General features: G+C 63.3%; 18 protein-coding genes and 1 pseudogene. 2 read left to right on the top strand and 17 right to left on the bottom strand.

The features are described 5' to 3' along the window. Window positions 1–561 (top strand): annotated as a pseudogene (locus V7116_RS16175) (hypothetical protein); the annotation flags it as partial. 67 nt (window positions 562–628) lie between these two features. Here V7116_RS16175 and leuB read toward each other — a convergent pair. The 17 genes from leuB to V7116_RS16090 all read right to left on the bottom strand — a co-directional run bounded on the left by leuB (window position 629) and on the right by V7116_RS16090 (window position 23,645). Next, window positions 629–1,693 (bottom strand): 3-isopropylmalate dehydrogenase, encoded by a 1,065-nt coding sequence (gene leuB, locus V7116_RS16170; protein ID WP_324392987.1) that lies wholly within the window; start codon window positions 1,691–1,693, stop codon window positions 629–631. A 139-nt stretch (window positions 1,694–1,832) separates the two neighbouring features. Beyond that, window positions 1,833–3,410: a citramalate synthase gene (gene cimA / locus V7116_RS16165; protein WP_324392986.1), complete on the bottom strand. Its 1,578-nt coding sequence runs from the start codon at window positions 3,408–3,410 to the stop codon at window positions 1,833–1,835. A gap of 166 nt (window positions 3,411–3,576) precedes the next feature. Further along, a complete protein-coding gene (locus V7116_RS16160) occupies window positions 3,577–4,089 on the bottom strand; it encodes a 3-isopropylmalate dehydratase small subunit (RefSeq protein ID WP_324392985.1) in 513 nt (170 codons plus the stop codon). An 8-nt stretch (window positions 4,090–4,097) separates the two neighbouring features. Next, window positions 4,098–5,366: a 3-isopropylmalate dehydratase large subunit gene (locus V7116_RS16155; RefSeq protein WP_324392984.1), complete on the bottom strand. Its 1,269-nt coding sequence runs from the start codon at window positions 5,364–5,366 to the stop codon at window positions 4,098–4,100. A gap of 226 nt (window positions 5,367–5,592) precedes the next feature. After that, window positions 5,593–5,775: a hypothetical protein gene (locus V7116_RS16150; protein ID WP_324392983.1), complete on the bottom strand. Its 183-nt coding sequence runs from the start codon at window positions 5,773–5,775 to the stop codon at window positions 5,593–5,595. Window positions 5,776–5,794: 19 nt separating this feature from the next. Continuing rightward, window positions 5,795–7,417 (bottom strand): 2-isopropylmalate synthase, encoded by a 1,623-nt coding sequence (locus V7116_RS16145; RefSeq protein ID WP_324392982.1) that lies wholly within the window; start codon window positions 7,415–7,417, stop codon window positions 5,795–5,797. A gap of 200 nt (window positions 7,418–7,617) precedes the next feature. Beyond that, window positions 7,618–8,634, bottom strand: coding sequence for a ketol-acid reductoisomerase (gene ilvC / locus V7116_RS16140; RefSeq protein ID WP_324392981.1), 1,017 nt, complete (start codon window positions 8,632–8,634; stop codon window positions 7,618–7,620). A gap of 136 nt (window positions 8,635–8,770) precedes the next feature. Further along, complete coding sequence (gene ilvN, locus V7116_RS16135; protein ID WP_324392980.1) at window positions 8,771–9,319, bottom strand: acetolactate synthase small subunit; 549 nt, start codon at window positions 9,317–9,319, stop codon at window positions 8,771–8,773. 24 nt (window positions 9,320–9,343) lie between these two features. After that, window positions 9,344–11,050 (bottom strand): biosynthetic-type acetolactate synthase large subunit, encoded by a 1,707-nt coding sequence (gene ilvB / locus V7116_RS16130; protein ID WP_324392979.1) that lies wholly within the window; start codon window positions 11,048–11,050, stop codon window positions 9,344–9,346. 64 nt (window positions 11,051–11,114) lie between these two features. Beyond that, complete coding sequence (gene ilvD, locus V7116_RS16125; protein ID WP_324392978.1) at window positions 11,115–12,782, bottom strand: dihydroxy-acid dehydratase; 1,668 nt, start codon at window positions 12,780–12,782, stop codon at window positions 11,115–11,117. A gap of 687 nt (window positions 12,783–13,469) precedes the next feature. Next, window positions 13,470–14,300, bottom strand: coding sequence for an ABC transporter permease (locus V7116_RS16120; RefSeq protein WP_324392977.1), 831 nt, complete (start codon window positions 14,298–14,300; stop codon window positions 13,470–13,472). 27 nt (window positions 14,301–14,327) lie between these two features. Next, a complete protein-coding gene (locus V7116_RS16115; RefSeq protein WP_324392976.1) occupies window positions 14,328–15,293 on the bottom strand; it encodes an ATP-binding cassette domain-containing protein in 966 nt (321 codons plus the stop codon). Window positions 15,294–15,561: 268 nt separating this feature from the next. After that, complete coding sequence (locus V7116_RS16110) at window positions 15,562–16,785, bottom strand: hybrid sensor histidine kinase/response regulator (RefSeq protein WP_324392975.1); 1,224 nt, start codon at window positions 16,783–16,785, stop codon at window positions 15,562–15,564. Then, entirely contained in the window at window positions 16,778–18,046 is a 1,269-nt protein-coding gene (locus V7116_RS16105; RefSeq protein ID WP_324392974.1) for a sensor histidine kinase, read from the bottom strand. Before V7116_RS16105 ends, V7116_RS16110 begins: the two co-directional genes overlap by 8 nt. Before the next feature lie 6 nt (window positions 18,047–18,052). Continuing rightward, on the bottom strand, window positions 18,053–19,129 hold the full coding sequence (locus V7116_RS16100; protein WP_324392973.1) for a cobalamin B12-binding domain-containing protein: 1,077 nt from the start codon (window positions 19,127–19,129) through the stop codon (window positions 18,053–18,055). A 157-nt stretch (window positions 19,130–19,286) separates the two neighbouring features. Next, entirely contained in the window at window positions 19,287–20,510 is a 1,224-nt protein-coding gene (odhB, locus tag V7116_RS16095; protein ID WP_324392972.1) for a 2-oxoglutarate dehydrogenase complex dihydrolipoyllysine-residue succinyltransferase, read from the bottom strand. 324 nt (window positions 20,511–20,834) lie between these two features. Then, a complete protein-coding gene (locus V7116_RS16090) occupies window positions 20,835–23,645 on the bottom strand; it encodes a 2-oxoglutarate dehydrogenase E1 component (protein WP_324392971.1) in 2,811 nt (936 codons plus the stop codon). A 319-nt stretch (window positions 23,646–23,964) separates the two neighbouring features. On the opposite strand from V7116_RS16090, the gene V7116_RS16085 reads away from it, so the two are divergent. Beyond that, the coding region (locus V7116_RS16085) for a glycosyltransferase family 39 protein (protein ID WP_324392970.1) at window positions 23,965–24,672 on the top strand (708 nt) is incomplete at its 3' end.

The raw sequence follows: 24,672 nt of genomic DNA, 5'->3' as shown, positions 1-24,672 counted from the left end.
GAACATTATGTCAAATCGATCATTCTCGATAATCTAAAACTTCTTTTGATACTTGAATTTGTCGTTAATTTCTATACTTTTAATTTCCTCGTCGAATTTTTTCTCGTACCAATCTTTGTTTTTATTGGCGGAATGCAAGCCATTTCGGAGACAAAGGCAGAATACGTTCCCATCAAGAAGTTTATAAGTTTTATTTCCTCGGCTTTTGGCATGTTCTTACTATTTTATGCCTTCCATAAGGTAGTAACCGATTATAAAAGTCTTGCAACTCTTGAAAATATCAGATCCTTCATTCTACAGCCTTCATTAACACTGTTGCTTATTCCTTATCTCTACTTCGTAGGCCTTCTGATGGTTTACCAAGCCCTTTTTAAGCGATTTGATATATTTCTAAAAAGAAGAGAGAAAAACCTAGCGAGGTATGCAAAATGGAAAGTCTTTATCTTGTGTCATATCAACTTAAGGAAGCTCAACAGATTTGTTAAAGCAAATACTATGAAATTTATGAGAGTGGATTCTCGAGAAGATGTAAAAAGCATAGTTAAGACGTTTAGTGGATGAAGTTGCTGCAGTCATTCTAGCAAGGGCATCTTGTGGACGCCCTTGCTGTTTTGATCCCGTATAGTTTTTATTTCAGCCCGTCCAGCACCAGATCCGTGAACGCGGACGTGCTGACCGGCGATCCGCCCTTTTCCACGATGTCTGCCGTACGCGCGCCGCTGGCGATGGCCGCCTCGACCGCCGCCTCGACCGCGTTCGCTTCCGCTTCCAGGTTCAGGCTGTAGCGCAGCAGCATCGCCGCGCTCATGATCGTGGCGATCGGGTTGGCGATGCCCTTGCCCGCGATGTCCGGCGCGGAGCCGTGGATCGGCTCGTAGACGCCGAACGTGCCGCTGCCCAGCGACGCGGACGGCAGCATGCCCAGCGATCCGGCCAGCACCGAGGCTTCATCGCTGAGGATGTCGCCAAACATATTCTCGGCCAGCAGCACGTCGAACTGGGCGGGATTGCGCATCAGGTACATCGCGCACGCATCGACCAGGACGTGCTCAACCTGCACGTCGGGATAATCGCGCGCCACATCGTTAACGGTCCGCCGCCACAGCCGCATCGAAGCCAGCACGTTAGCCTTATCGATCGAGGCCAACCGCCCGCTGCGCTTGCGCGCCGCCTCGAACGCCACGCGCGCCACGCGATCCACCTCGTCCACCGTATAGAACATGGTGTCCCAGGCATTGCTGCCGTCGCCCTGCTCGTGCCGCTCGCCGAAATACGCGCCGCTGGTCAGCTCGCGCACGAACAGCAGATCCACGCCTTCGAGCAGATCGGGGCGCAGCGGCGCGTGCTGCGCCAGTTCGGGATACACCTTGACCGGGCGCAGGTTGGCGAACAGGTCGAAGTGCTTGCGCAGCTTGAGCAGACCCTGCTCCGGGCGGACCGGGGCGGTGGGGTCGGACCACTTCGGCCCGCCGACCGCGCCCAGCAGCACGGCGTCGGCCTGTTCGGCGGCGGCCAGCGTCTCGTCGGGCAGCGGATTGCCCACCGCGTCGATGGCGCAGCCGCCCATCATCTGCTCGTCGAACGTGAAGTTGTGCCCATAGCGCTCGGCGACGCGGTTGAGCACACGAATCGCCTCAGCGACGACGTCGGGGCCGATGCCGTCACCGGGAAGGGTTACGATCTTTGCCTGCATGGCGGAAAACTCCTGATGGTACGAAACAGAGCCAAATGCAGGGCGGGCTAGGAACCCGCCCCTACAGGATCAACCTGCTTTGCACCCCTCTCCAACTTGATTGGAGAGGGGCCGGGGGTGAGGTCAATCGCGCCGCGCGCTACAAACTCACCGGTTCCGGCTCGACGACGACCAGCCCGTACTCAACGCTGTCGGCCAGCGCCTGCCAGCTCGCCTCGATGATGTTCGCGCTCGCGCCGACCGTGCTCCAGCGCTGGTGACCGTTCTGTGTATCGATCAGCACGCGCGTCGTGGCGGCGGTCCCGTTCTGCCCGTCGAGAATACGCACCTTATAGTCGGCCAACTGGAACTCGCCCAACTGCGGGAAGACCGGGACCAGCGCCTTACGCAGCGCGCGGTCGAGCGCGTCCACGGGGCCGTTGCCCTCGGACACGGTGTGGATCTCCTGGCCCGCGACGCGGATCTTCACCGTCGCCTCGGCAAACAGACCGCGCCCGCGCCGGTTTTCGACCACGACCATGAAGTCCAACAGCTCGAACGGCGGCACGTAATCCGGCTGGCGGCGGCGCATCAGCATGGTGATCGACGCTTCCGCGCCCTCGAACACGAAGCCCCGGCTTTCCAGTTCTTTAATCTGCTGCACAACTTCTTGCGCGTCCTTCGACGACAGGTCCAGGCCGTATTCCTCGGCCTTGCTGAGCATGTTGCCGCGCCCGCTCAGGTCAGACACCAGCACGCGCAGTTCGTTGCCGACCAGGGTCGGATCGATGTGCTGGTAGCTGTCCACGTTGCGGCGGATGGCGGCGACGTGCATCCCGCCCTTGTGCGCGAAGGCGCTCCGGCCCACATAAGCTGCGCCGAAGTTAGGCGCCATGTTGGCGATCTCCGACACCGCGCGCGACAGGCGCGTCAGCCCGGCGAGATTCCCTTCGGGCAGGCATTGGTAACCCATTTTAAGCTCAAGGTTGGGGATGATCGAACACAGGTTGGCGTTGCCGGTGCGCTCGCCGTAGCCGTTGATCGTGCCCTGCACCTGCACCGCGCCGCCCCGCACGCCCGCCAGCGTATTGGCAACCGCCAGCTCGCCGTCGTTGTGGGTGTGGATGCCCAACCGCGCGCCGGGGAACGCCTTCGCCACCATGCGCGTGATCTCCTCGACTTCCCACGGCATCGAGCCGCCGTTGGTTTCGCACAGCACCAGCATCGTCGCGCCGCCGTCGAGCGCCGCTTGCAGCGTCTGGAACGCGTACTCCGCGCTGAGCTTGTAGCCGTCGAAGAAGTGCTCCGCGTCGTAGATCACTTCGCGTCCGTTGGCTGCCAGAAACGCGAGGCTTTCGCGGATGATGCGTAAATTTTCTTCGGGCGTGGCGCGGATCACTTCGGTGACGTGCAGCAGCGACGTTTTGCCGACCACCGTGCAGACGGGCGTTTCCGCTTCGAGCAGCGCGAGGATGTTCGCGTCGTCGTGGGGCGAGCCGCCCACGCGGCAGGTCATGCCGAACGCCGTGATCTTGGCGTGCGTCAGGTTCAGGTCTTTCGCGCGCTGGAAATAGGCCGCATCTTTGGGGTTGGAGCCGGGCCAGCCGCCCTCGATGTACGACACGCCGAAGTCATCCAGCAGTTGGGTGATCTTCAGCTTATCTTCAACGGAAAGGGAGATGTTTTCGCCCTGCGTGCCATCGCGGAGCGTCGTGTCGTAGACTTCTACCGTGCTCATAATCTGCCTCCTCATGCTGTGATAAAGACCGTATTTGTGTTTGTCGTAGTAGGGGCAATTCATGAATTGCCCCTACAGGGAGGTGCGATCTCCACGTAAGGGGCAGGTGAACACACACGTGCGGTGCGCACCTGCCCCTTGCGGAGCAGGCGCGCGGCCCGCTCCGCTAGTTGGTAATGTTGATGCCCAGCACGTTGCGCGTGTAGGGGACTAAGCCGCCCGCTTCGATGATTTGCAGCACCATGCCGTTGTAGGGGCTGGCCTGATAGGTCTTGCCGTTGCGGTGGTTGGTGATCTTGCCCGCGATCAGGTCCACGCTCAGGTGGTCGCCCTTCTGCGCTTCACGCGCGGCTTCGGGGCTTTCCAGGATCGGCAGGCCGATATTGATCGCGTTGCGGAAAAAGATCCGCGCGAACGATTCCGCGATGATGCACGAGACGCCCGCGCCCTTGATGCTGATCGGCGCGTGCTCGCGGCTGGAGCCGCAGCCGAAGTTGCGCCCACCGACGATGATGTCGCCCGCGCTGACCTCCTGCGCGAACAGTTGGTCGATGTCTTCCATGCAGTGCGCCGCCAGCGTCACCGGGTCGGTGGTGTTCAGGTAGCGCGCCGGGATAATCACGTCCGTATCGACGTTGTCGCCGTACTTCCAAACCGTGCCGTCGAAGTTGAAGTCCATTGTCGCCTCTACAGTTCGTCAGGATGCGCCAGACGGCCCATGATGGCGCTGGCGGTAGCGATGGCGGGGTTCGCCAGGAAGACGCGCGCGTCACGGTGGCCCATGCGGCCCCGGAAGTTACGGTTGCTGGTGCTGATGCAGACTTCTTCGCTCGCCAGCACGCCCATGTGCCCGCCCAGGCACGGGCCGCAGGTGCTGACGCTGACCGCCGCGCCTGCCATCGTGAACAGCTCGATCCAGCCCGCGCGCAGCGCCGCGAGATACACGGCCTGCGAGCCGGGGATGATCATCACGCGCACGTCGGGGTTGAACTCGCGCCCGGTCTTCTGCAGGATGTCCGCGACGATGGCGAGGTCTTCGTAGCGCCCGTTGGTGCAGCTTCCGATGAAGACCTGATCGGCCTTTTCCGGCTTGACCTGGCTGATCGGGTGCACGTTGTCGGGGGAGTAGGGGCACGCGATCTGCGGCTCCATGTCCGACACGTCGAACTCGTGCACGGAATAGTACGTCGCGTCGTCGTCGGCGAAGTACGGTGTGTAGGGCCGGGTCGCGCGTGCCTCGACGTATTCGCGGGTCACATCGTCGAACGGCATAAAGCCGCACTTGCCGCCCGCCTCGATCACCATGTTGGTCATGGTCAGGCGCTCCGACATCGGCAGCGCGTTGATTGCCGGGCCGGTGAACTCCATCGAGCGGTACAGTGCGCCGTCCACGCTGATTTCACCGATCGTGCGCAGGATCAGGTCCTTACCGTACACCCACTGCTTGGGCGTGCCAGTGTAGACGAACTTCATCGTCTCCGGCACCTTCAGCCACGTCTTACCGGTCGCCATCGCAAACGCGATGTCGGTGGACCCCATGCCAGTCGAAAATGCACCGACCGCGCCGTAGGTGCAGGTGTGGCTGTCGCCGCCGACGACCAGATCGCCGGGCAGAACGAGACCGCGCTCCGGCAGCACGACGTGCTCGATGCCCGCGCGCCCCACCTGGAAGCGGTTGCTCAGAGCCTGGTCCTGGGAAAACATCGTCAGTGTACGGGTTTGTTCCGCGCTCTTGATGTCTTTGTTGGGCGCAAAGTGGCTGGGGACCAGCATGATGCGGTCCTTGTTATACACTTCGCCCACGCCCATCGCGTTGAACGATTCGATAGCGATGGCCGCCGTCACGTCGTTCGCCATCACCACGTCGGTGTGGACCGTGACGAGATCGCCCGCCGAAACCTCGGCGGCGTCTTCCGCGTGTGCAGCGATGATCTTCTCGGCCAGTGTTTTTCCCATGTGCCTCTCCAATAAGCGGTTAGCGATATGCTGCTAGCGTTGAGCGGTATGGTATCTGCCGGATAAAACCTGATTGATATTGCGTTGGCGGTAAGGGCAACTCATGAATTGCCCCTACGAAATCTCCGGCAGAGTCTTGGGAGCGGCTGTACGCCTGCCCCGTCAGAAATGGCTTTCGTAGGGGCGTATTGCAATACGCCCCTACGCCAATTGGCGATGTTGTGTCTTATCCGCGCCGGATGAAACGAACCTTGATCGCGGCGGGCGGCGGGGTGCGCTCGGGCAGTCCCAGCGCGGAGCCGTCCCAATTCTGTGCCCAGCCGCGCGGCTCCGGGAAAGCGTCGAACAACCCGGAAGGTTCCGGCGCGGCGGCGCGCGGTCTGCCGTTAGGTGAGTCGTTAGAGGCCATCGTCGTCGCTCCTCGTGTCCTAGTTGGCCGGAACCGCCGCGTTGACGCGCACGGTCGAGGCTTCGCCTTCGGGCTTGCGATCCTGGTAGCCGGTATAGGCCAGCAGCTTGTTCAACGCCGACAGGTATGCCTTGGCGCTGGCGACGATGATGTCCGTGTCCGCCCCGTGGCCGCCAAACGTGCGCGGGCTGTCATCGTCGTTGCGACGGATGCGAACGGTCACTTCGCCCAGCGCGTCGATGCCTTCGGTGATGGCGTTGACGCGGTACTCGACGAGCGTCGCGGGCGTGTTGATGATCTGGTCGATAGCCTGATAGGCCGCGTCCACCGGGCCGGTCCCGATCGCGGCGGCAAGGTGATCCTCACCGTCGGGGCCGCGCAGCTTGATCGTCGCGGTGGGCATGCCGGGCTGGCCGCACGCGACCTGAATCCCGGTCAGGCTGAAGACTTCCTCAGGGCCGTAGAACTCGTCCGCGATCAGCGCCTCGATGTCCGCGTCGGTGACCAGCTTCTTCTTATCCGCCAGATCCTTGAAGCGCTCGAAGGCCTGTTTCAGTTCTTCCTCGCCCAGCTCGACGCCCAGATCTTGCAGGCGCACGCGGAACGCGTGGCGTCCGCTGTGTTTGCCCAGCACCAGATTGCTCTGCGACAGACCGACCGTCTCCGGCGTCATGATCTCGTACGTCATGTGATGCTTCAGCATACCGTCCTGGTGAATGCCCGCCTCGTGGCTGAAGGCATTCGCGCCCACAATGGCTTTGTTGGGCTGGACCATGATGCCCGTGAAGTTGCTCACCATGCGGCTGGTGCGGGCCAACTGCGTGGTGTCGATGTTCGTGGTCAGGTGGTAATTCGTGGGGCGCGTGTGGATCGCCATCACGACTTCTTCCAGCGACGTATTGCCCGCGCGCTCACCGATGCCGTTGATCGTCACTTCAGCCTGACGCGCGCCCGCCGACAGACCCGCCAGCGTGTTTGCCGTCGCCATGCCCAGGTCGTCGTGGCAGTGCACGGACCAGATCACGCGGTCGCTGCCGGGCGTCTCCGAAATGAGCTGGTCGATCAGCGCGCCGTATTCACCCGGCGACAGGTAGCCGACCGTGTCGGGGATGTTCAACGTCGTCGCACCCGCTTCGATGGCGACAGTCAGCACTTCGACCAGATAGCCGGGATCGGAGCGGCCCGCGTCTTCCGGCGAGAATTCCACGTCCTCGCACAGCGAGCGCGCATAGGCGACCATCTCGCGCGTGCGTTCCACGACCTGCTCGCGCGTCATGCGCAGTTTGTGTTCCAGGTGAATGTCAGACGTGGCGATAAAGGTGTGGATGCGGGGCTTTGCGGCATCCTGGATCGCTTCCCAGGCCTTGTCGATGTCGTTCTTGTTGGCGCGCGCCAGCCCGCAGATGATCGGCCCGTCCGCCGTGCCGACCTCCTGCGCGATGCGGCGTACGCCTTCCAGGTCGTCGGGCGATGCGGCGGGGAAACCGGCCTCGATGACGTCCACGCCCAGCCGTGCCAGCTGCCGGGCGATGTCGATCTTTTCCGCGCTGGTCAGGCTCGCGCCGGGCGACTGCTCGCCGTCGCGCAGGGTGGTGTCGAAAATCCGTACAACGTTTTTGGGATCAACCCCAGGCTCGTCCATGCTGATTGTGTCCTCTCGTATTGTGCCGTCAGGTCAGGTCGTGCTGTGTGCGTCAAATCGGTAAGGTCATCTTCCAGCAGGCCGCTAAGGCCATCCTCGGACATTCGATCACCTCCCTTCCGTAGAACTCGGATCGTCTGTCCCGTCGTCGTCGAATGCGTAGGGGCAATTCATGAATTGCCCCTACGGAACATTCACGTTTACTCGTTCAGATTGGGCGCGCGCTTGGCGTGCAGGAACGGCATCATATCGCGCAGTTCCTCGCCCACTTTTTCGATCATCAGGGTCTGTTCCTGCTTGCGACGCCCGATGAAATTGCCGCGCCCGGCTTCGTTTTCCGCGATCCAGCGCTTGGCGAACGACCCGTCCTGGATCTCATCCAGCATCCTGCGCATCTCGCCCTTGACGTCTTCGTTGATCAGGCGGTCGCCGCCCAGATAGCCGCCCTGTTCGGCGGTGTCGGAGACGGAATACCACATGTAGTTCATGCCGCCCTGATAGATCAGGTCCACGATCAGCTTCATCTCGTGCAGCACTTCGAAGTACGCGATCTCCGGCTGGTAGCCCGCCTTGACCAGCGTCTCGAACCCGGCCTTGATCAGCCCGGTCACGCCGCCGCACAGCACGGCCTGCTCGCCGAACAGGTCCGTTTCGGTTTCTTCGGTGAAGCTCGTCTGGATGACGCCCGCGCGGGTCGCACCCAGTGCGCGTGCATACGACAGCGCCTGATCGAGCGCGTGCCCGGAGGCATCCTGCTCCACGGCGACCAGGGCAGGCGTACCGCCGCCTTCCTGGTAGACCTCGCGGACGCGGTGACCGGGGGCCTTCGGCGCGACCATGCTCACGTCCACCGACGCGGGCGGCTGGATCTGGCCGTAGCGGATGTTGAAGCCATGCGCGAACATCAGCGTGTCGCCGGGCTTCAGGTGCGGCTCGATATTCTCGTGGTAAACCTTCGCCTGCATCGTGTCGGGGACCAAAATCATCATGACGTCGGCGGCTTCGGCAGCATCGTCCACGGACATGACCTTCAGCCCGGCTTCCTCGGCGGCGGCCCACGACTTGCTGCCTTCGTACAGCCCGACGACGACGCTCACGCCGCTGTCGTGCAGGTTCAGCGCGTGGGCGTGGCCCTGGCTGCCGTAACCGATGATGGCGACCGTCTTGCCTTCGAGATACTTCGGATCTGCGTCCTGATCGTAATAAAGCTTTGCCACAGAAAATCTCCAGTGTGACTTCAAGGGCGGCGTATGCCGTCGTTCCCGCGAAAAAGCGTTTCTGAGGGAGCGAGGCTGGCCTCACTCCGTAGGGGCAATCCGTGAATTGCCCCGTTCGACGTGTGTGTCGTTAAGCTTACACTACACTCGCGCGATGGCCGTTGGTACGTTTGACAGATCGCATCTGGAATTCGTCCGGGGCCAGGACGTGCTCGCCGCGCGCCATCGTAACGACACCCGTGCGGACCATTTCTTTGATCCCGATCGGGCGCAGCAGTTCGACCATGCTGCTGATCTTCTGCTCGTCGCCGGTGATCTCCACGATCACGGCGTTCGGCCCGGCGTCCACGATGTGGGCGCGGAAGATGTCGCACAACTGCACGATCTCGCCGCGCGCCTGGCTGCCCTCGACCGCCACCTTGATCAGCGCGAGGTCGCGGCTGACGTTCGGCACGTCGGTCACTTCCTGCACTTCGATGACGTTCACCAGCTTCGAAAGCTGGTTGCCGACCTGCTCTGCGTCGTGATCGACCACGATCGTCATACGGGAAATTTCGGAGTTTTCCGTGCGCCCGACGGTGAGGCTGTCGATGTTGAAATTGCGCCGACGGAACAGGCTCGCCACCCGGTTCAGGACGCCGGGACGGTTTTCCACCAGCGCCACCAGGGTTTGCTTGTCATTCATGTTTCCACTCGCCATGATGCACCTCTACAGCCCTTCGGGGGAAGGCACCGGGCGGCGGATCATGTTGTGCAGGTCAGCGCCAGCCGGAACCATCGGGTAAACAATGTCGTGCTTCTCGACCACAAATTCCAGCAGAACCGGGCCGCCTTCAATCGTTTCCGCCCACTGCATCGCGGGGATCACGTCTTCGCGCTGGGTAACGCGCTTCGCCGGGATGCCGTACGCATCGGCCAGCTTGACGAAGTCCGGCGTGATCATGGGCGTGGCGTTGTAACGTTCCTCGTAGAAGAATTCCTGCCACTGGCGCACCATGCCCAGGTAGCCGTTGTTGATGATGGCGATCTTGACCGGCACATGCTCCTGCACGGCGGTCGCCAGCTCGCTCATGGTCATCTGGAAGCCGCCATCCCCGGCGATCAGCCAGACGTCGTTGGTCTTCAGGCCCATCGACGCGCCGATGGCAGCGGGCAGGCCGAAGCCCATCGTGCCCAGGCCGCCGGACGTGATCAGGGTGTGCGGGCGCTCGTGCAGGTAGTACTGCGCTTCCCACATCTGGTGCTGGCCCACGTCGGTCACGACGATGGCATTGCCCTGCGTCGCCACCCACATATCACGGATGACGTGCGCCGCCAGCAGCTTGTTGGTCACGTGCTGGTGCACGATATCGCGCTCGTCGGCGTCTTCCATCCAGTCGCGGATCTGCGCCAGCCATTCGCGGTGCTCGATGGCGGGCAGCGCGGGCAGCAGCTGGTTAAGGACCGTCTTCAGGTCGCCCACGATAGGCACGTCGGCGTGTACGTTCTTGTGAATTTCGGACGCGTCGATGTCGATGTGGATCTTCTTCGCGTTGGGGGCGTACGTCTTCAGGTTGCCCGTCACGCGGTCATCGAAGCGCATCCCGAACGCCAGCAGCAGGTCGGCATCCTGGATCGCCAGATTCGCGTAGCCCGTGCCGTGCATACCCATCATGCCCAACGAGAGCGGGTGGCTTTCGGGCACGCCGCCCTTGCCCAGCAGCGTCAGCGCGATAGGCGTCTGGGTGCGCTCGGCAAACTCGATCACTTCCGCCGTCGCGCCGGACATCAGCACGCCGTGCCCCGCCAGAATCACGGGGTGCTGGGCCTGCTGGATCAGGTCCATCGCAGCCTGAATTTCATCCGCGTTGGCTTTCTGCGGCGGCTTGTAACCGGGCAGGTAGATCTCGCCTTCGGGATATTCAAACTCCGTAACGGCGTTCTGCACGTCTTTGGGTACATCGATCAGCACGGGGCCGGGACGCCCCGTCCGCGCGATGTGGAACGCCTCGCGGATGATATAAGCCAACTCTTCCACATCGTAGACAAGATAACTGTGTTTGGTGATGGGCAGAGTGACGCCGGTCACGTCCACTTCCTGGAAGGCGTCCGTACCGATGACGCTGCTGGCGACCTGCCCCGTGATGCACACGATGGGCGAGGAGTCCATCATCGCCGTGGCGATGCCGGTGACGAGGTTCGTCGCGCCGGGGCCGGACGTGCCGATCGCCACACCGACTTTGCCGGTCGCACGGGCAAACCCGTCGGCCATGTGCGCCGCGCCCTGCTCGTGCCGCGTCAGGACGTGATGGATCTGGGGGTACTTGGACAGCGCGTCGTAGAACGGCAGAATCGCGCCGCCGGGATAGCCGTAGATGGTCTCCACGCCCTCACGCATGAGGCATTCCATGATAATTTCAGCACCGGTAAGTTTCACTTTACTTCTCCTCCTCGCTCGATGGCAGGCATTGTGTGTGCAGGCTGTGATGTAACGGTACCGCTCAATCCAGGAACACGGCCCCGGTGCTGGCGCTGCTGACCAGTCGCGCATAACGGCGCAGCCACCGGCTCGGGATATCGGTATCAAAGGGAGGCAGCGCTGCCAGACGCCGCTTAACTTCTTCAGGATCGACCAGCAAATCGAGACGCCGCGCGTCCAGGTCGATGTCGATCATGTCGCCGTCCTGCACCGCCGCCAGCGGGCCGCGGGCCGCTGCTTCGGGGCTGACGTGCCCAATCGAGACACCCCGGCTGCCGCCGGAGAAGCGCCCGTCCGTCACCAGCGCGACGCTGTCGCCCAGGCCGCGCCCCTGGATCTGCGCCGTCGGGCCGAGCATTTCCTGCATACCGGGACCGCCCTGCGGACCCTCGTAGCGGATGACGACCACTTCGCCCGCCTGAACTTCGCCGTTCAAAATCCCGCGCGAAGCGTCTTCTTCGCTCTCGTAAACGTGCGCCGGGCCGCAGTGGTGGCGCATGTTGTCGGAGATCGCGCCGATCTTGATCACCGCGCCTTCGGGAGCCAGACTGCCGAACAAGACCGCCAGCCCGCCGCGCGCGCTGTAGGGATCTTCCGCGTGGCGGATAACTTCGTAGTCGGTCACTTCAGCGGTGGCGATGTTTTCGCCCAGGGTCTTGCCGGTAACCGTGGGGCGGTCGAGGTGGAGCACGTCGGAGTGGGTGGCAACTTCGTGGAGAATAGCCGGGACGCCGCCCGCGCGGTGCACGTCTTCCATGTGCCAGTGCGACGCCGGGCTGACCTTGCAGATGTGCGGAACCTTCGCCGCCACCGCGTTGATGCGCTCCAGCGGATACTCGACCCCCGCCTCGTAGGCCAGCGCCAGGGTGTGCAGCACGGTGTTGGTGCTGCCGCCCATCGCCATGTCGAGCGCGAACGCGTCGTCGATGGCTTCCGCTGTAACGATGCGGCGCGCCGTCACGTTCTCGTCAATCAGAACCATGATCCGGCGCGCCGCTTCTTGTGCCAGAGCGATGCGTTCGGGGGTTTGGGCCAGCGCGCTTCCGTTGTAGGGCAGCGCCAGCCCCAGAGCCTCCATCAGACAGTTCATCGAGTTCGCGGTGAACATGCCTGAGCAGGAGCCGCACGAGGGACAGCCGAAGTCTTCCAGCATCTTCAGCTCGTTCTCGTCGATCTTGCCTGCGCTGTAGGCGCCCACGCCCTCGAACACGCTGATCAGGTCGATCGCGCGGCCATCGGGCGTCTTGCCTGCGGCCATCGGGCCGCCGCTGACGAAGATGGTGGGGATGTCTACGCGCATCGCGCCCATCAGCATACCGGGCACGATCTTGTCGCAGTTGGGGATGCAGATCATGCCGTCGAAGGCGTGCGCCTCGATCATCGTCTCCACGCTGTCTGCGATCAGCTCACGGCTGGGCAGCGAGAAGTTCATGCCGATATGCCCCATCGCAATGCCGTCGTCCACGCCGATGGTGTTGAACTCGAACGGCACGCCGCCCGCCTCGCGGACGGCTTCCTTAACCACCCGCCCAAACTCCTGCAGGTGCACGTGGCCGGGGATGATGTCCACGTACGAGTTCACAATGGCGATAAACGGCTTGCGCATGTCGGCGTCGGTGACGCCGGTCGCCTTGAGCAGACTGCGGTGAGGCGCTCTCTCAAAGCCTTTTTTGATCCGGTCTGAACGCATAATGCTGCCTGTCCTTAGAAGTCTTCTGCACCTGCTGGCTGAATACCTGCCGAATAACCGCTCAACAAAAAGGCCGCTCCTACGGGTTGGAGCGGCCTCTGTGTTTCCCTTTACCCCTGACGCCGCTCATCAACTCTGCTCAGCGCCGGGGCTAGCACCGTTCCAACCCGTTGCTCCTCCTTCCCAAGAGCGAGAAGGAGGCCAATAACGATGACGTTAAGTAGGGACAGGGTCGGTAACAGTGCTCCGAATGTCATGATCGTTTTTGCCCTTAAATGAAAAGAGCCTCCCGAGTGTTGGGAGGCTCCTAAGTCACCTTGACCGGCCTGCGCTCAGGCCCTCCCAACCGCGAAAACCCCGCCAATAAGGACGAGGCTAATGCTAATAAGGAGGACGACCAGGCTGCGCAGGTTCATGGTTTGTGTTCGGTCTCTGTCGAATGGTTTCAAACAGGTTCAAACTTGCGATTGATTGCTGTTCACTCTATCGCAGAACAGCGGGGCGTGTCAAGTCATCGGGCGGATATTGGTCAAAGTTTGGGTGGATTCCACAAAGCGCCGCCGGATATGCCGGGCCGCATACCACCTTCATTCTGACAATACGCGGTCCTTTGTGCACCCTGCCCACTACCTGTAACGCGAAACCGCCGCAGGGCCGCACACAACCAGCCCTACAACGCTGTTTACCTCACGCCCGGCGCGTGCGGACGCGCAGCGCGTAGAACGCCAGCGCATACATCGCCACGGCCAGGATCAGCGTCGCGGCGATCCCCTGCGCCAGCGCGGACATATCCCAGCCGTCATTCAGCAGCGCGCGCATGGCTTCCAGCACGTAGGTGATCGGGTTCAGACGCGCCGCCGTCTTCAGCCAGCCGTCGAGCAAATCGAGCGGCACGAAGCTGGCGGTGAGAAACGTCAGCGGGAAAAAGACGAAGCTCGCGCCCTGCGTTGCGGCGGCGCTGCCGCTGCCCAGAGCCGCCGAGACGGTAAAGCCCGCGAATCCGGTCCCCAGCAGCACTGCCAGCGCCAGCACGGCCAGCACACCCGGAAGTCCCGTCGCCGGGTCGAGGCCCAACAAAAACCCGACCGCGATCACGATCGCCGCTTGCACGCCCAGGATCACTGCGCCCGCCAGAATGGGTGCCAGCAGCAGCGCGGTACGGCTGACGGGCGTCAGCAGCAGCTTGTCGAAATAGCCGTTGGACACGTCGCGCACGAGGTTCTGCGCGGCGACCCCGGCCCCGGCCAGCGACGCGCTGACGATCGACAGCGGCAGAATGAATCCGATATAGCTGCCGCCGCTCAGCTCCGGCAGAAAGCCCGCCGCTTTGCCCAGCGTGGACTTGTAGATCACCAGGAAAAAGATGCTGATGGCGATCGGCGGCAGCAGCGCTTCCGGCGTGCGCGCAATCGTCACCAGATTGCGCCACGTGAGTATCGTGATCTGGTGCGGCAGCGCCAGCCTGCCTTCCGGCTTCCGGCTGTGCGTCATGATCTGTGATGAATGAACGGCTTCCATAGGTGGGAATCCCCCTTTCCGGCAAGGTCACACGGCGGATCGGGCTGGCTGCTCTTTGGCGAAGCGCTGCCCGGTCACCTGTAGAAAAACATCATCGAGTGTGGGTTGAGAAAGCGTCAGCGTCAGTGGCTCAAGCTGCGTGTCTTCCAGGCGGCGCACCACGGACGCCACCGCGCCCGCCGCCCCCGGCATATACAGCCGCACCATCTCGCGGTCGCGCTGGATGCGTTCCGCCATGTCGTCCAGGCGCTGCGCGGCCTTTTCTGCGGCGCTGCCATCGGCAAAGACCAGATTGATCGATTCGCCGCCGACGCGCGCCTTGAGATCGCCGGGCGTGCCCTCCGCGACCAGCTTACCCTGGTCGATGATGGCGATCCGGTCGGCCAGCTCGTCCGCTTCTTCCAGGTACTGTGTCGTGAGAAAAATCGTCATGCCCAGATCGCGGTTCAGGCGGCGCACCTCGGTCCATACGTCGCGGCGGCTGGCCGGATCTAGGCCGGTCGTCGGCTCGTCCAGAAACAACACCTGCGGGTTATGCACCAGCGCCAGCGCCAGATCGAGGCGGCGGCGCATCCCGCCGCTGTACTTGCCCACACGCCGGTCCGCCGCATCGCGCAGCCGCACCAGATCCAGCAGTTCCTCCGCGCGCCGCCGGGCGTCGTTCCGGCTCGCGCCGAACAATTGGCCCTGAATGGTGAGCAGTTCCATCGACCGCATCAGCGGATCGAGGCCAATTTCCTGCAGCGCCACACCCGCGATGCGCCGCACCTCGTTCGCCTGCGTCACCACGTCGTAGCCGCCCACGCTAGCCCGCCCCGCAGACGGCAGGCGCAGCGTGGTCAGGATCGACACCAGTGTGCTTTTGCCCGCGCCGTTGGGTCCCAGGAAGCCGAAGATCTCGCCCGCCTTGACCTTGAACGACACGTGATCGACGGCGGTGACTTCAGGATACTTTTTGACAATGCTCTCAACGACAATTTCACGCTCTGACATAGAACGTCCTCCCCTTTCATCCATTCAGACTATAGGGGAGCGGGTTTAGATGGAGCTGCACGCCGGTTTAAGGCTTGATGAGCAGCGCAAGCCGCGTCGAAGGCCCGTCATTGGAGCGCCTGAGGGGTATTTCGCCGGGACCGCGTACCCGGTTCAGGCGAAAAAACGCCCGCCGGACAGTCCCGGCGGGCGTTTTGGAAGGCATTTGGAGACAGCAAGGGCCAGATGAGAGGGAGATGAATCCCGGCCCGGGCCCGGAGGCTGTGCCCTATTCGCCGGGCGCGGCCTCCCCGACCGGTTCCGCGACGCGGGGCAGTGTGAAGTAAAAGCGGCTGCCTTTGCCCTGCTCGCTTTCGACGGCAAGCTGACCGCCCGCCAGCTCCACGATGCGCTTGCAGATCGCCAGCCCCAGCCCCGTGCTCGATTCCCCGGCGGTGGCTCGCGTGCTGGTGCGCTGGAACGCCTCGAAGATCTGGCCGACTTCGCTCGCCGCGATACCCTGGCCCTGGTCGATCACCGAAAATTCGACGTTGTCGTCACTGGACACGGCACGGATGGTCACGGTCGTGCCGGGGTTCGAAAACTTGAACGCGTTACTGAGCAGGTTATTGAACACCTGCTGGACGCGCTCGGGATCGAAGCGCAGGTGCGGCAGGCCGGGCGCGAATTCGGTGACGATCTGGATCTCCTTGTTTTCCGCCAGCGGACGGTTGAGCTGCGCGATCCGGTTGATATACGTCTCCAGGTCCACTTCCTGCGGGCGCAGCGTGAGCTTGCCCGATTCGATCTCGGAGATGCTCAGCAGGTCGTTCAGCAGGTTCAGCATATCCTGCACGGAATCGAGGATCATCTGCATGTACTCGGTGCGCATGTCCGCCGGGATATTCTGGCGCGCCATCAACATCGTGGCGATGCCCTTGATCACCGTCAGGGGCGTGCGCATGTCGTGCGCGGCGATGCCCATGAACTCGTTCTTCAGTTCGTTGAGCTGCACCAACCGCTCGTTGGCGTCGGCCAGTTCCGCCGTGCGCGCCGCCACACGCTGTTCCAGGCTGGCATTGGCTTCCTGCAGTTCCTTGAGCAGCGCCCGGTTTTGCACGATGAGGTCATAGCGCTCGAACGCCTGCGCGACGGTCGTTTCAAGCTCCACCGGGTCCCACGGCTTGGCGATGTAGCGGAACACGTTGCCGTCGTTGATGGCCGCGATCACCGCCTCGATGTCGGCATAGCCGGTCAGCAGCAGGCGGATCGCGTCGGGAAACTCGCTTTTGACCTTCTTGAAGAATTCCGCGCCGGTCATGCCCGGCATACGCTGGTCGGAAATGATGACGTCGATGGGCGTCTCGGTCATCAGGCGGTAGCCCTCGTCCGCGCTGTGCGCCAGATACACGGTGTACTCGCGGCGAAACTGGCGGTTCAGCGCCTTGAGGATTTCTTCCTCGTCGTCGATGATGAGCAGATTGCCGCGCGGTAGGTCGGGCATCTCAGTCATGGCTCAAATCCTTCGGGATGGTAATTGTAAATGTACTGCCCTGGCCGGGCGTCGAGTCGGCAGTGATCGTGCCGTGGTGGTGATCCACGATAATTTTATAGGCCAGCGCCAGTCCCAGCCCTGTGCCGGAACCGACCGGTTTGGTCGTGAAGAATGGGATGAACAGTTTTTCCATCACGTCGGGCGTCATGCCGTGGCCTGTGTCCGAAAACTGAAGCCCGATCTGGCGGCCTTCGTCCCAGCCTCTGATGCGCAGCGTGCCGGTCCCTTCGATGGCCTGGGCCGCGTTGACGATCAGGTTCATGAACACCTGATTCAATTCCGCAGGATAACACTTTATACGCGGCAGCGCACCCAGATCCAGCTCGACGGTGATGCGGTTGCGCAGCTCCGGCTGGGCGATCGCCAGCGTGCTCTGGATGTTTTCGGCCAGATCGACTTCTTTGAACTCGGCTTCGTCCAGGCGGGAAAACGCGCGCAGATCCTCCACGATGCGCTTCACGCGGGCGAGGCCCTGAATCGACGCGTCCAGCAGATCGTCCAGATCGGAGAACAGGAAGTCCAGATCCGCCTGTTCGCGGATCTGCCCGGCGCGTTCGCGCTGCGCGTCCGTGCCTTCCGTGCCGACCAGCGCTTCCAGCGCTTCGTACGCCTGCCGGATATCGGCGGTGGCGCTGTGCAGACTGTACAGGTTGCTGTTGATAAACGACACGGGGTTATTGATCTCGTGCGCCACCCCCGCCACGACCTGACCGAGTGCGTTCATCTTCGAGGCGTGGATGAGCATCATCTGTGTTTCGCGCAGCTCATCAAGCGTTCTCTCCAGCGCGGTTTTGCGCAGGGACAGCTCGCGCTGAAGGTTGGTGATCTCGCCGTTGAGCGCGGTGATCTCGCGGTTGATGCGTTCCATCTCCGCCACGTCGTGCTCGGCCAGCACCAGGATCTGATCTCCGCGCCGCTCGACGAGCCCATGCACCGAGCGGTGCGGCACACCCTGACCGCCGAACGTCAGCCAACCCTCATAAATCCGGCCCCCGTCCGCCTGTGACGCGCGCAGATGCTCGAAGGTGGGCACCACGAAGTGATCGAGCGGCGGATCTTCGCCGTCGCGCATGCCGAGCAAAAAGCGCAGCCCGCCGTTGCTGTAGAGCAGGCGGCCCGTGGGCAGATCGAACAGTCCGACCACGACCGCGGCGCCGTCCTCGACGAACGCCGCCACGGACATGTACCAGTTGAGCAGGGGATGAGGCGTCGAAGCCATAAGGCGCTACCAGTCCGCGCTGCCGACAAGATGATCGATGGCCTGCCCGGCGTCCATGCCCCAGACGTCGCCGCCCACGCGCCGCCACAGGTTATCCGCCGCGTTGAACGCCAGCCCGCCGACCATGATCGTGGGCCGGTAGGATTGGAAGTCGCCGCGAATCCGCTCGATGGCGTCCTTCACCTGATCGACCTGTTCCTGCGTCGTGGACGCCAAACCGACCACGTCCGGCTTCACGTCATCAATCATCGCCAGCAGGCTGTCGGTGGGCGTGTTCGCGCCCAGAAAACGCGTATCGTACCCGGCCATCTGCAAAAAGTCGGCCAGCATACGCGGCCCGATCTCGTGATAGTTCCCGGCGAGGCAGGCCACGATTGCCCGCTGCTGGCCGGGGGCGGTCATCGGCACGCGCGCATAGATCCCGGCCAGGATCGTCTGCGTGATCGCGGTCGCCAGATGTTCCTGCGCGACGGACAGCCGCCCGGAAGCCCACATCTGGCCCACGTCGTACAGTGCGGGCTGGAACACGTTGAGATACAACTGCCGGATGGTCGCGCCGCGATCCAGCGCGCCAAACACGAGATCCTGTGCAGCGACCCGGTTGCCGCTCAGTACCGCATTGAAATAGGCGGGCATCAGGTCGTTATCCGAAGGCAGCGCCACCGTATACTCTTTCCCCTCCATCGGGATCTGCCGTAGCGCGGCGTCCAGCGCCGCGTGCACCGGCACCCACACCTCGTCGCCCAACTGCTCGCGGATCGTCTGGCCGATCAGCTCCAACAGGTGCCCAAACGCAAACGGATCCTGCCCCCGCGCGCGCATATCCTCCGCATAGGACCGCGCATAGTCCGCGAACATTGCCGGGGTTCCCACCCGCAGCGCCGCGATCAGGGTCTGGAGGTGGCGCTGGGTGTCGTCGCGCCAGCGGCGCACCCCTTCGTACCCGTGCGCGAGGTGAAGATCGGGATGGATCGCATAAAACTCGGTGATGGCCGTTTGCACGACTAGAGCAGTCGAGGCCTGGAGACGATCGATCGCCTGGGACAATGGCGCAGGCAGCGCGTCTGAAGAATCGAGGAGCATAGGCTAAACGGTTTTGATTTGCGGCCCGTACCGCATCCTGTGTGTCAGATCAATTAATATTATAAGGGTCACCACCTGCCCCTGCCATGCAGGACCCAGCGCGGTGACCCGTACTGTTTCGATTTTCCGGCGGCTCCCGATAAATACGCGGTTCGCGTTACCCTTCCAGCAGCAGCGTTTCCGGATCCTCGATCAGCTCCTTGATGCGCACCAGGAACTGCACCGCCTCGCGCCCATCCACGATGCGGTGATCGTAGCTGACCGCGACGTACATCATCGGGCGGATCACGATCTCGCCGTTCACCACCACCGGGCGCTGCTCGATCTTGTGTAGCCCCAGGATGGCGACCTGCGGCGGATTGAGAATGGGCGTGCTCATCATCGAGCCGAACACGCCGCCGTTGGTGATCGTGAACGTGCCGCCGCGCAGATCGTCCAGCGAGAGCGCGCCGTCTTTGGCCTTGCGCGCAAATGCGTCGATCTCGCGCTCGATCCCCGCGAAGGACATGCGATCCGCGTCGCGCAGGACGGGCACGACCAGCCCTTCGGGCGCGCCGATCGCCACGCCGATGTCGTAGTAGTGCTTGAGCACGATCTCGTCGCCGTCGATCTCGGCGTTGAGCGGCGGGAACGCCTTCAGCGCGCCGACGCTGGCCTTGACGAAAAACGACATGAAGCCCAGCTTGATATCGTGCTGCTTCTGGAACGACTCTTTCCGCCGCGTGCGGATATCGATCACGGCGCTCATGTCGATCTCGTTGAAGGTGGTTAGCATCGCAGCGGTGCGCTGCGCCTCGACCAGCCGCTCGGCGATCGTGCGGCGGCGGCGTGTCATACGCACTCGTTCCTCGCGGGCGATGCGCTCCGGTGGAGGTGGCGCAGCAGGCGCGGACGCAGGCTTCGGCGCGGGCGCTTTTTCAGGCGCGCGCGGGGACTTGCTCTGGTCGATGTAGCGCTGCACGTCTTCCTTCGTCACGCGCCCACGCGGACCGGAGGCGGACACTGCCGCCACATCGATGCCGTGTTCCTCGGCCAGCCGCCGCGCGACCGGTGTCACGTGCTCCGCGCCGCCATCTTCCGACGGCGTACTGGCAGCAGGCTGCGCTGGGGCTTTCGGAGCCGCTTGCGGCGCGGGCTGCCCGTCCGACGCCTCGACGACGCCGAGCACATCCCCGATTTTCACGTCCTCGCCCGCCTTACGATCGATGCGCGCCAATACGCCGTCGCTGGTCGCGGCCACGTCCAGGTCCACCTTGTCCGTCTCCAGGATGACGACCGTCTCGCCCGCCTTGACGCTCTCGCCTTCCTGCTTCAGCCAGTCGGCCACGGTCGCTTCGACGATCGACTCGCCTAAATCGGGCACTACTATTTCATTCGCCATCGCGTGATCAGTCCTTTGCTCGTTTCGCTCGCAGCGTCGCGGCCAGCGATTTACTGTTCGCCAAAAATCTCATCCCGACTCGGCACAGACAATATCCGGTGGGCCTCGTAGGGGCGGGGCTTGCTCCGCCCGGTAGGGGCAAGTCATGAACTGCCCCCTATACAGTAAGGTAAGCTTTTAGCGGCGCGATAGGCGGCTCTGCCCTTCGTAGGGGCGATCCTTGCATCGCCCGTGGTCAGCAAAGCCGGGTAGAGCAAGCTCTACCCCTACGTTTGCCCTTTAGCTCATCGCTAACGGCTAAACGCTGTCCGCTATTCGCTGCCTCTAGCTGATGATAAAGTCGTGCGCGATCTCGTCCGGTCCCCGGTCGTAGGCCTGCTTGACCAGCGTCTCCTGGTTGCGCGCGTGCCACGCCGACGATCCCTCCGCCGGGCTGGAGCTGGCGGTGCGGCCCACATACCGCAGCGGCCAGCGCCCGTCGATGGCCTTGCGCAGCCGGAACGCGATGAACGGCCACGCGCCCATATTGGCCGGTTCTTCCTGCACCCATACCACTTCTTCCAGCTTGGGATAACAGTCCAGCACGTGCCTGATGTCTTCGGACGGGAACGGGTACAACTGCTCGATGCGGGCAATCGCCGCCTCGGGGTGCTGTTCGCGCAGGTCGCTCGCCACGAGATCGACGTAAATCTTGCCGCTGCACAGGAATAAACGCTGCACCTCATCGACGCGATTCTGCGCGCCCGGATCGTCGATCACGGGCTGCCAGCCACCTTCGGCCAGCGCGCGCAGCGACGACGACACCAGCGGGTGCCGCAGCAAGCTCTTGGGCGTCATGACGATCAGCGGCAGCGGATCGACTTCCAGCAGGGCGGCCTGCCGCCGCAGCACGTGGAAATACTGCGCCGCCGTGGTGCAGTTGACGATGCGCATATTCTTTTCGGCGGCCATCGCCAGGAAGCGCTCCAGCCGCGCGCTCGAATGATCCGGCCCGGCCCCCTCGTAGCCATGTGGCAGCAGCAGCACCAAAGACGGCGTTTGGCCCCACTTGGCCCGCGCCGAGCTGATGTATTCGTCGATAATCGGCTGCGCGCCGTTCACGAAGTCACCATACTGCGCTTCCCACAGCACCAGCCGGTGCGGGGCCTGGATGTTGTACCCGTATTCGAAGCCCAACGCCGCGTTTTCCGACAGGGGGCTGTCGTGAATCTCGAAGGCGGCATTGGCCTGGGGCAGCGCCTGCAAGGGCGTGAACGTCGCGCCCGTCTCCACATCGTGGAAAACCGCGTGCCGCTGGCTGAACGTGCCGCGCTCCGTATCCTCGCCTGTCATGCGGATCGCCACGCCGTCCGCCAGAATGGTCGCCAGGGCCAGTTCTTCGGCGGTCGCCCAGTCCACGGCGACCGCGTCAACATCTTGCAGCGCCTCCCGGCGGCGATCGAGCGCGCGGGCCAGCTTACGGTGCAGGGCGAACCCGTCCGGCAGGGTCAGCAGCGTTTCGTTCAGCTCTTGCAGCAGCTCGACCGGCACGTTGGTTTTCACCCGGCGGGCCATCCCGCGCGGCGGCGGCTCCGGCTCCGGCTCAGACAGATCCTCGACCGGATCGAGCGCCTCCCACACTTCCTGAAGCGTCTCGCGCCGTTGATCGACCAGCGCGTCCGCTTCGCTCGCGTCGATCGCGCCGCGTTCCACGAGCGTCTGTGCCCACCGCGCGCGCACCGTGGGGTGCTTGTCGATGGCAGCATACATCAGCGGCTGCGTGAATGCGGGTTCGTCGCCCTCGTTATGCCCATAGCGCCGGTAGCCGATCAGGTCGATCACGAAATCGTGCTGGAAGCGTTCGCGGTACGCCAGCGCCAGCCGCGCCGCCTCGATGCACGCCACCGGATCGTCGGCATTGACGTGCACGATCGGGATGCGGAAGCCTTTGGCGAGGGTGCTGGCATAACGCGTGCTGCGCGAATCTTCCGGCTCTGCCGTGTAGCCAAGCTGGTTGTTGGCGATGATGTGCACCGTGCCGCCGGTCCAGTAACCGGGCAGGCCGGAGAGGTTGAGCGTCTCGGCCACGACGCCCTGGCCGGGAAAGGCCGCGTCGCCGTGAATGAGCACCGGCAGCGTCACCAGCGGATCGAACCGGGGCGCGCCCCCCTGGTCCACCGAGCTGCCCGCCGCGCGGGTCATGCCTTCGACCAGCGGATTCACCAGCTCCAAATGGCTGGGATTGGGCGAGAGCGTGATCGCCACGTCGCACGGCTCCGCCTGATCCGCGCTGAGGAACGCGCCCTTGTGATATTTCACGTCGCCGGTCCAGCCCAGGTCCTCACGGAAAATGCGGTTGGCAACCGGATCCTTGAACTCGGCCAGCATCTGCCGGTAGGGCTTGTGCAGAATGTGCGCCAGCACGTTCAACCGCCCGCGATGGGCCATGCCGATCAGGATGCTCTGCACGCCGCTGCCCGCCGCGCCGCACACGACTTCGTCCAGCATGGGGATCATCACGTCCAATCCCTCGATCGAGAAACGGTGCTTGCCGGGGAAGGTGCGGTGCAAAAACTGCTCGAAGCCTTCGACCTGCGTCAGACGTTCGAGCAGGGCGCGCTCGTCGATGGGCATCTGCGGCGGGCGGTACGTGCCGCGCTCGGCGGCGTCGCGCAGCCATGCGCGCTCCTCCGGCACGGTAATGTGATCTGTGTCGTAGCCGGTGGTGGAGGAATAGATCCGGCGCAGCGTGCGGATCGCGTCGGCGGCGCTGGCCGACGACTGCCCGACCGGGCCGCCCACCAGACTAGCGGGCAGATCTTCCAGGTCTTGCTCGGTGAGGCCGTGCGCGTCCAGCGCCAGGGCCGGATCGCCGGGCGGGGCGCTGCCGAGCGGATCGAGCTGCGCGGCCAGATAGCCGAAGCCGCGAATGGACTGCGCCAGATTGACCACACCCATAATCTTGTCCACATCGACGGCCTGTCCCCTGGCGGGGATTTCGACCGGCATGGCGATATGGCCGTCAGCGGGCGGCGTCCAGTGCTCGAAAAACGCGCGCGTCTGCGCGTCCACCGATGCGGGATCGTCCCGGTAGCGCTCGTAAAGCTCTAATACATAGCCTGCGTTGGGTCCCGGAAAATCACGCCAAAAATCCATCACAGCCCTTCATTCCGTTGTGCGATCGGAGGCCCCGAATCATCCGAGTTTCCGGCGGGTCAGAACACCCCTATATTGTAGATAGAATTCTGGGAAATGCTCGTCTCTGCCGGGTGAATTCAGCGATGATCGTCTCTCAAATCAAATTATAGCAAGCCTGCCGCGCGAAAGACGCGTCAACCACGCCGCCGCCTGAGTGGAATGGGGAAATGGGTGAGCGGCGCGGGCGATGACGGGCCTGTAAGTTGGCGTGGAAAAGGGCCCCTTGTTACACTCCGGCGCGTTTGAATGCCACTTCGCAGGGAACCGGGGAGATCGCTTGGACGGTTTAGCTTTGCGACCCACTACGTCACGCACCGCACGTCTTTCGCCGGACCCGCTGCCCACCCCTGAACCACCTTCCAGCCGCCGCTGGCTGCCCGGCGTCGCCGCGCTGTTGTTTGCCGCGCTGCTGATCATTCCCGGCTTTGCGCACCTGTCGATCTGGCTCGACGAGGGCTGGACCATCCACGCCGCACAGCAGCCGGATCTCTCCGGTGTGATGGCGTTCGTGGAGCAGGACAGCTTCCCGCCGCTTGATTTTTTCGCGCTGCACGGCTGGCAGGCGCTGCTCGGCCCGGACCTGATCAACTTCCGCATCCTGGGCGTATGGACCATGCTGCTCGCGGTGGCGATCACCTACCGGCTGGCGCTGGACTGTTTCGGCTTGCGCGCCGCTGCCGCTGCCGCGCTGCTGCTGGCCGCCAGCGACATCGTGCTGGCGTTCGTGCCGTTCGCCCGCCCCTATAACTTCTACCTGATGCTGGCCGTGCTCAGTTCGTGGACGTACTGGCGCTTCACGCGGCGCTATGCGGCGAGTTGGGGCGCGGCGTATGTCGTGAGCGCGCTGCTGCTGATTTACACGATCTACTGGGGCGGTTTCATCCTGATCGCGCATGGGCTGCACGCGCTGATCTATCACCGCGCCGCGCTCAAGCGCCTGATCCCGGTCGCCGCTGCCGTCACGCTCGGCTATTTGCCCTGGCTG

The organism is Aggregatilinea sp. (genome assembly GCF_036822615.1).
GTDB lineage: Bacteria > Chloroflexota > Anaerolineae > Aggregatilineales > Aggregatilineaceae > Aggregatilinea.
This window is presented reverse-complemented; position numbering and strand designations above follow the sequence as displayed.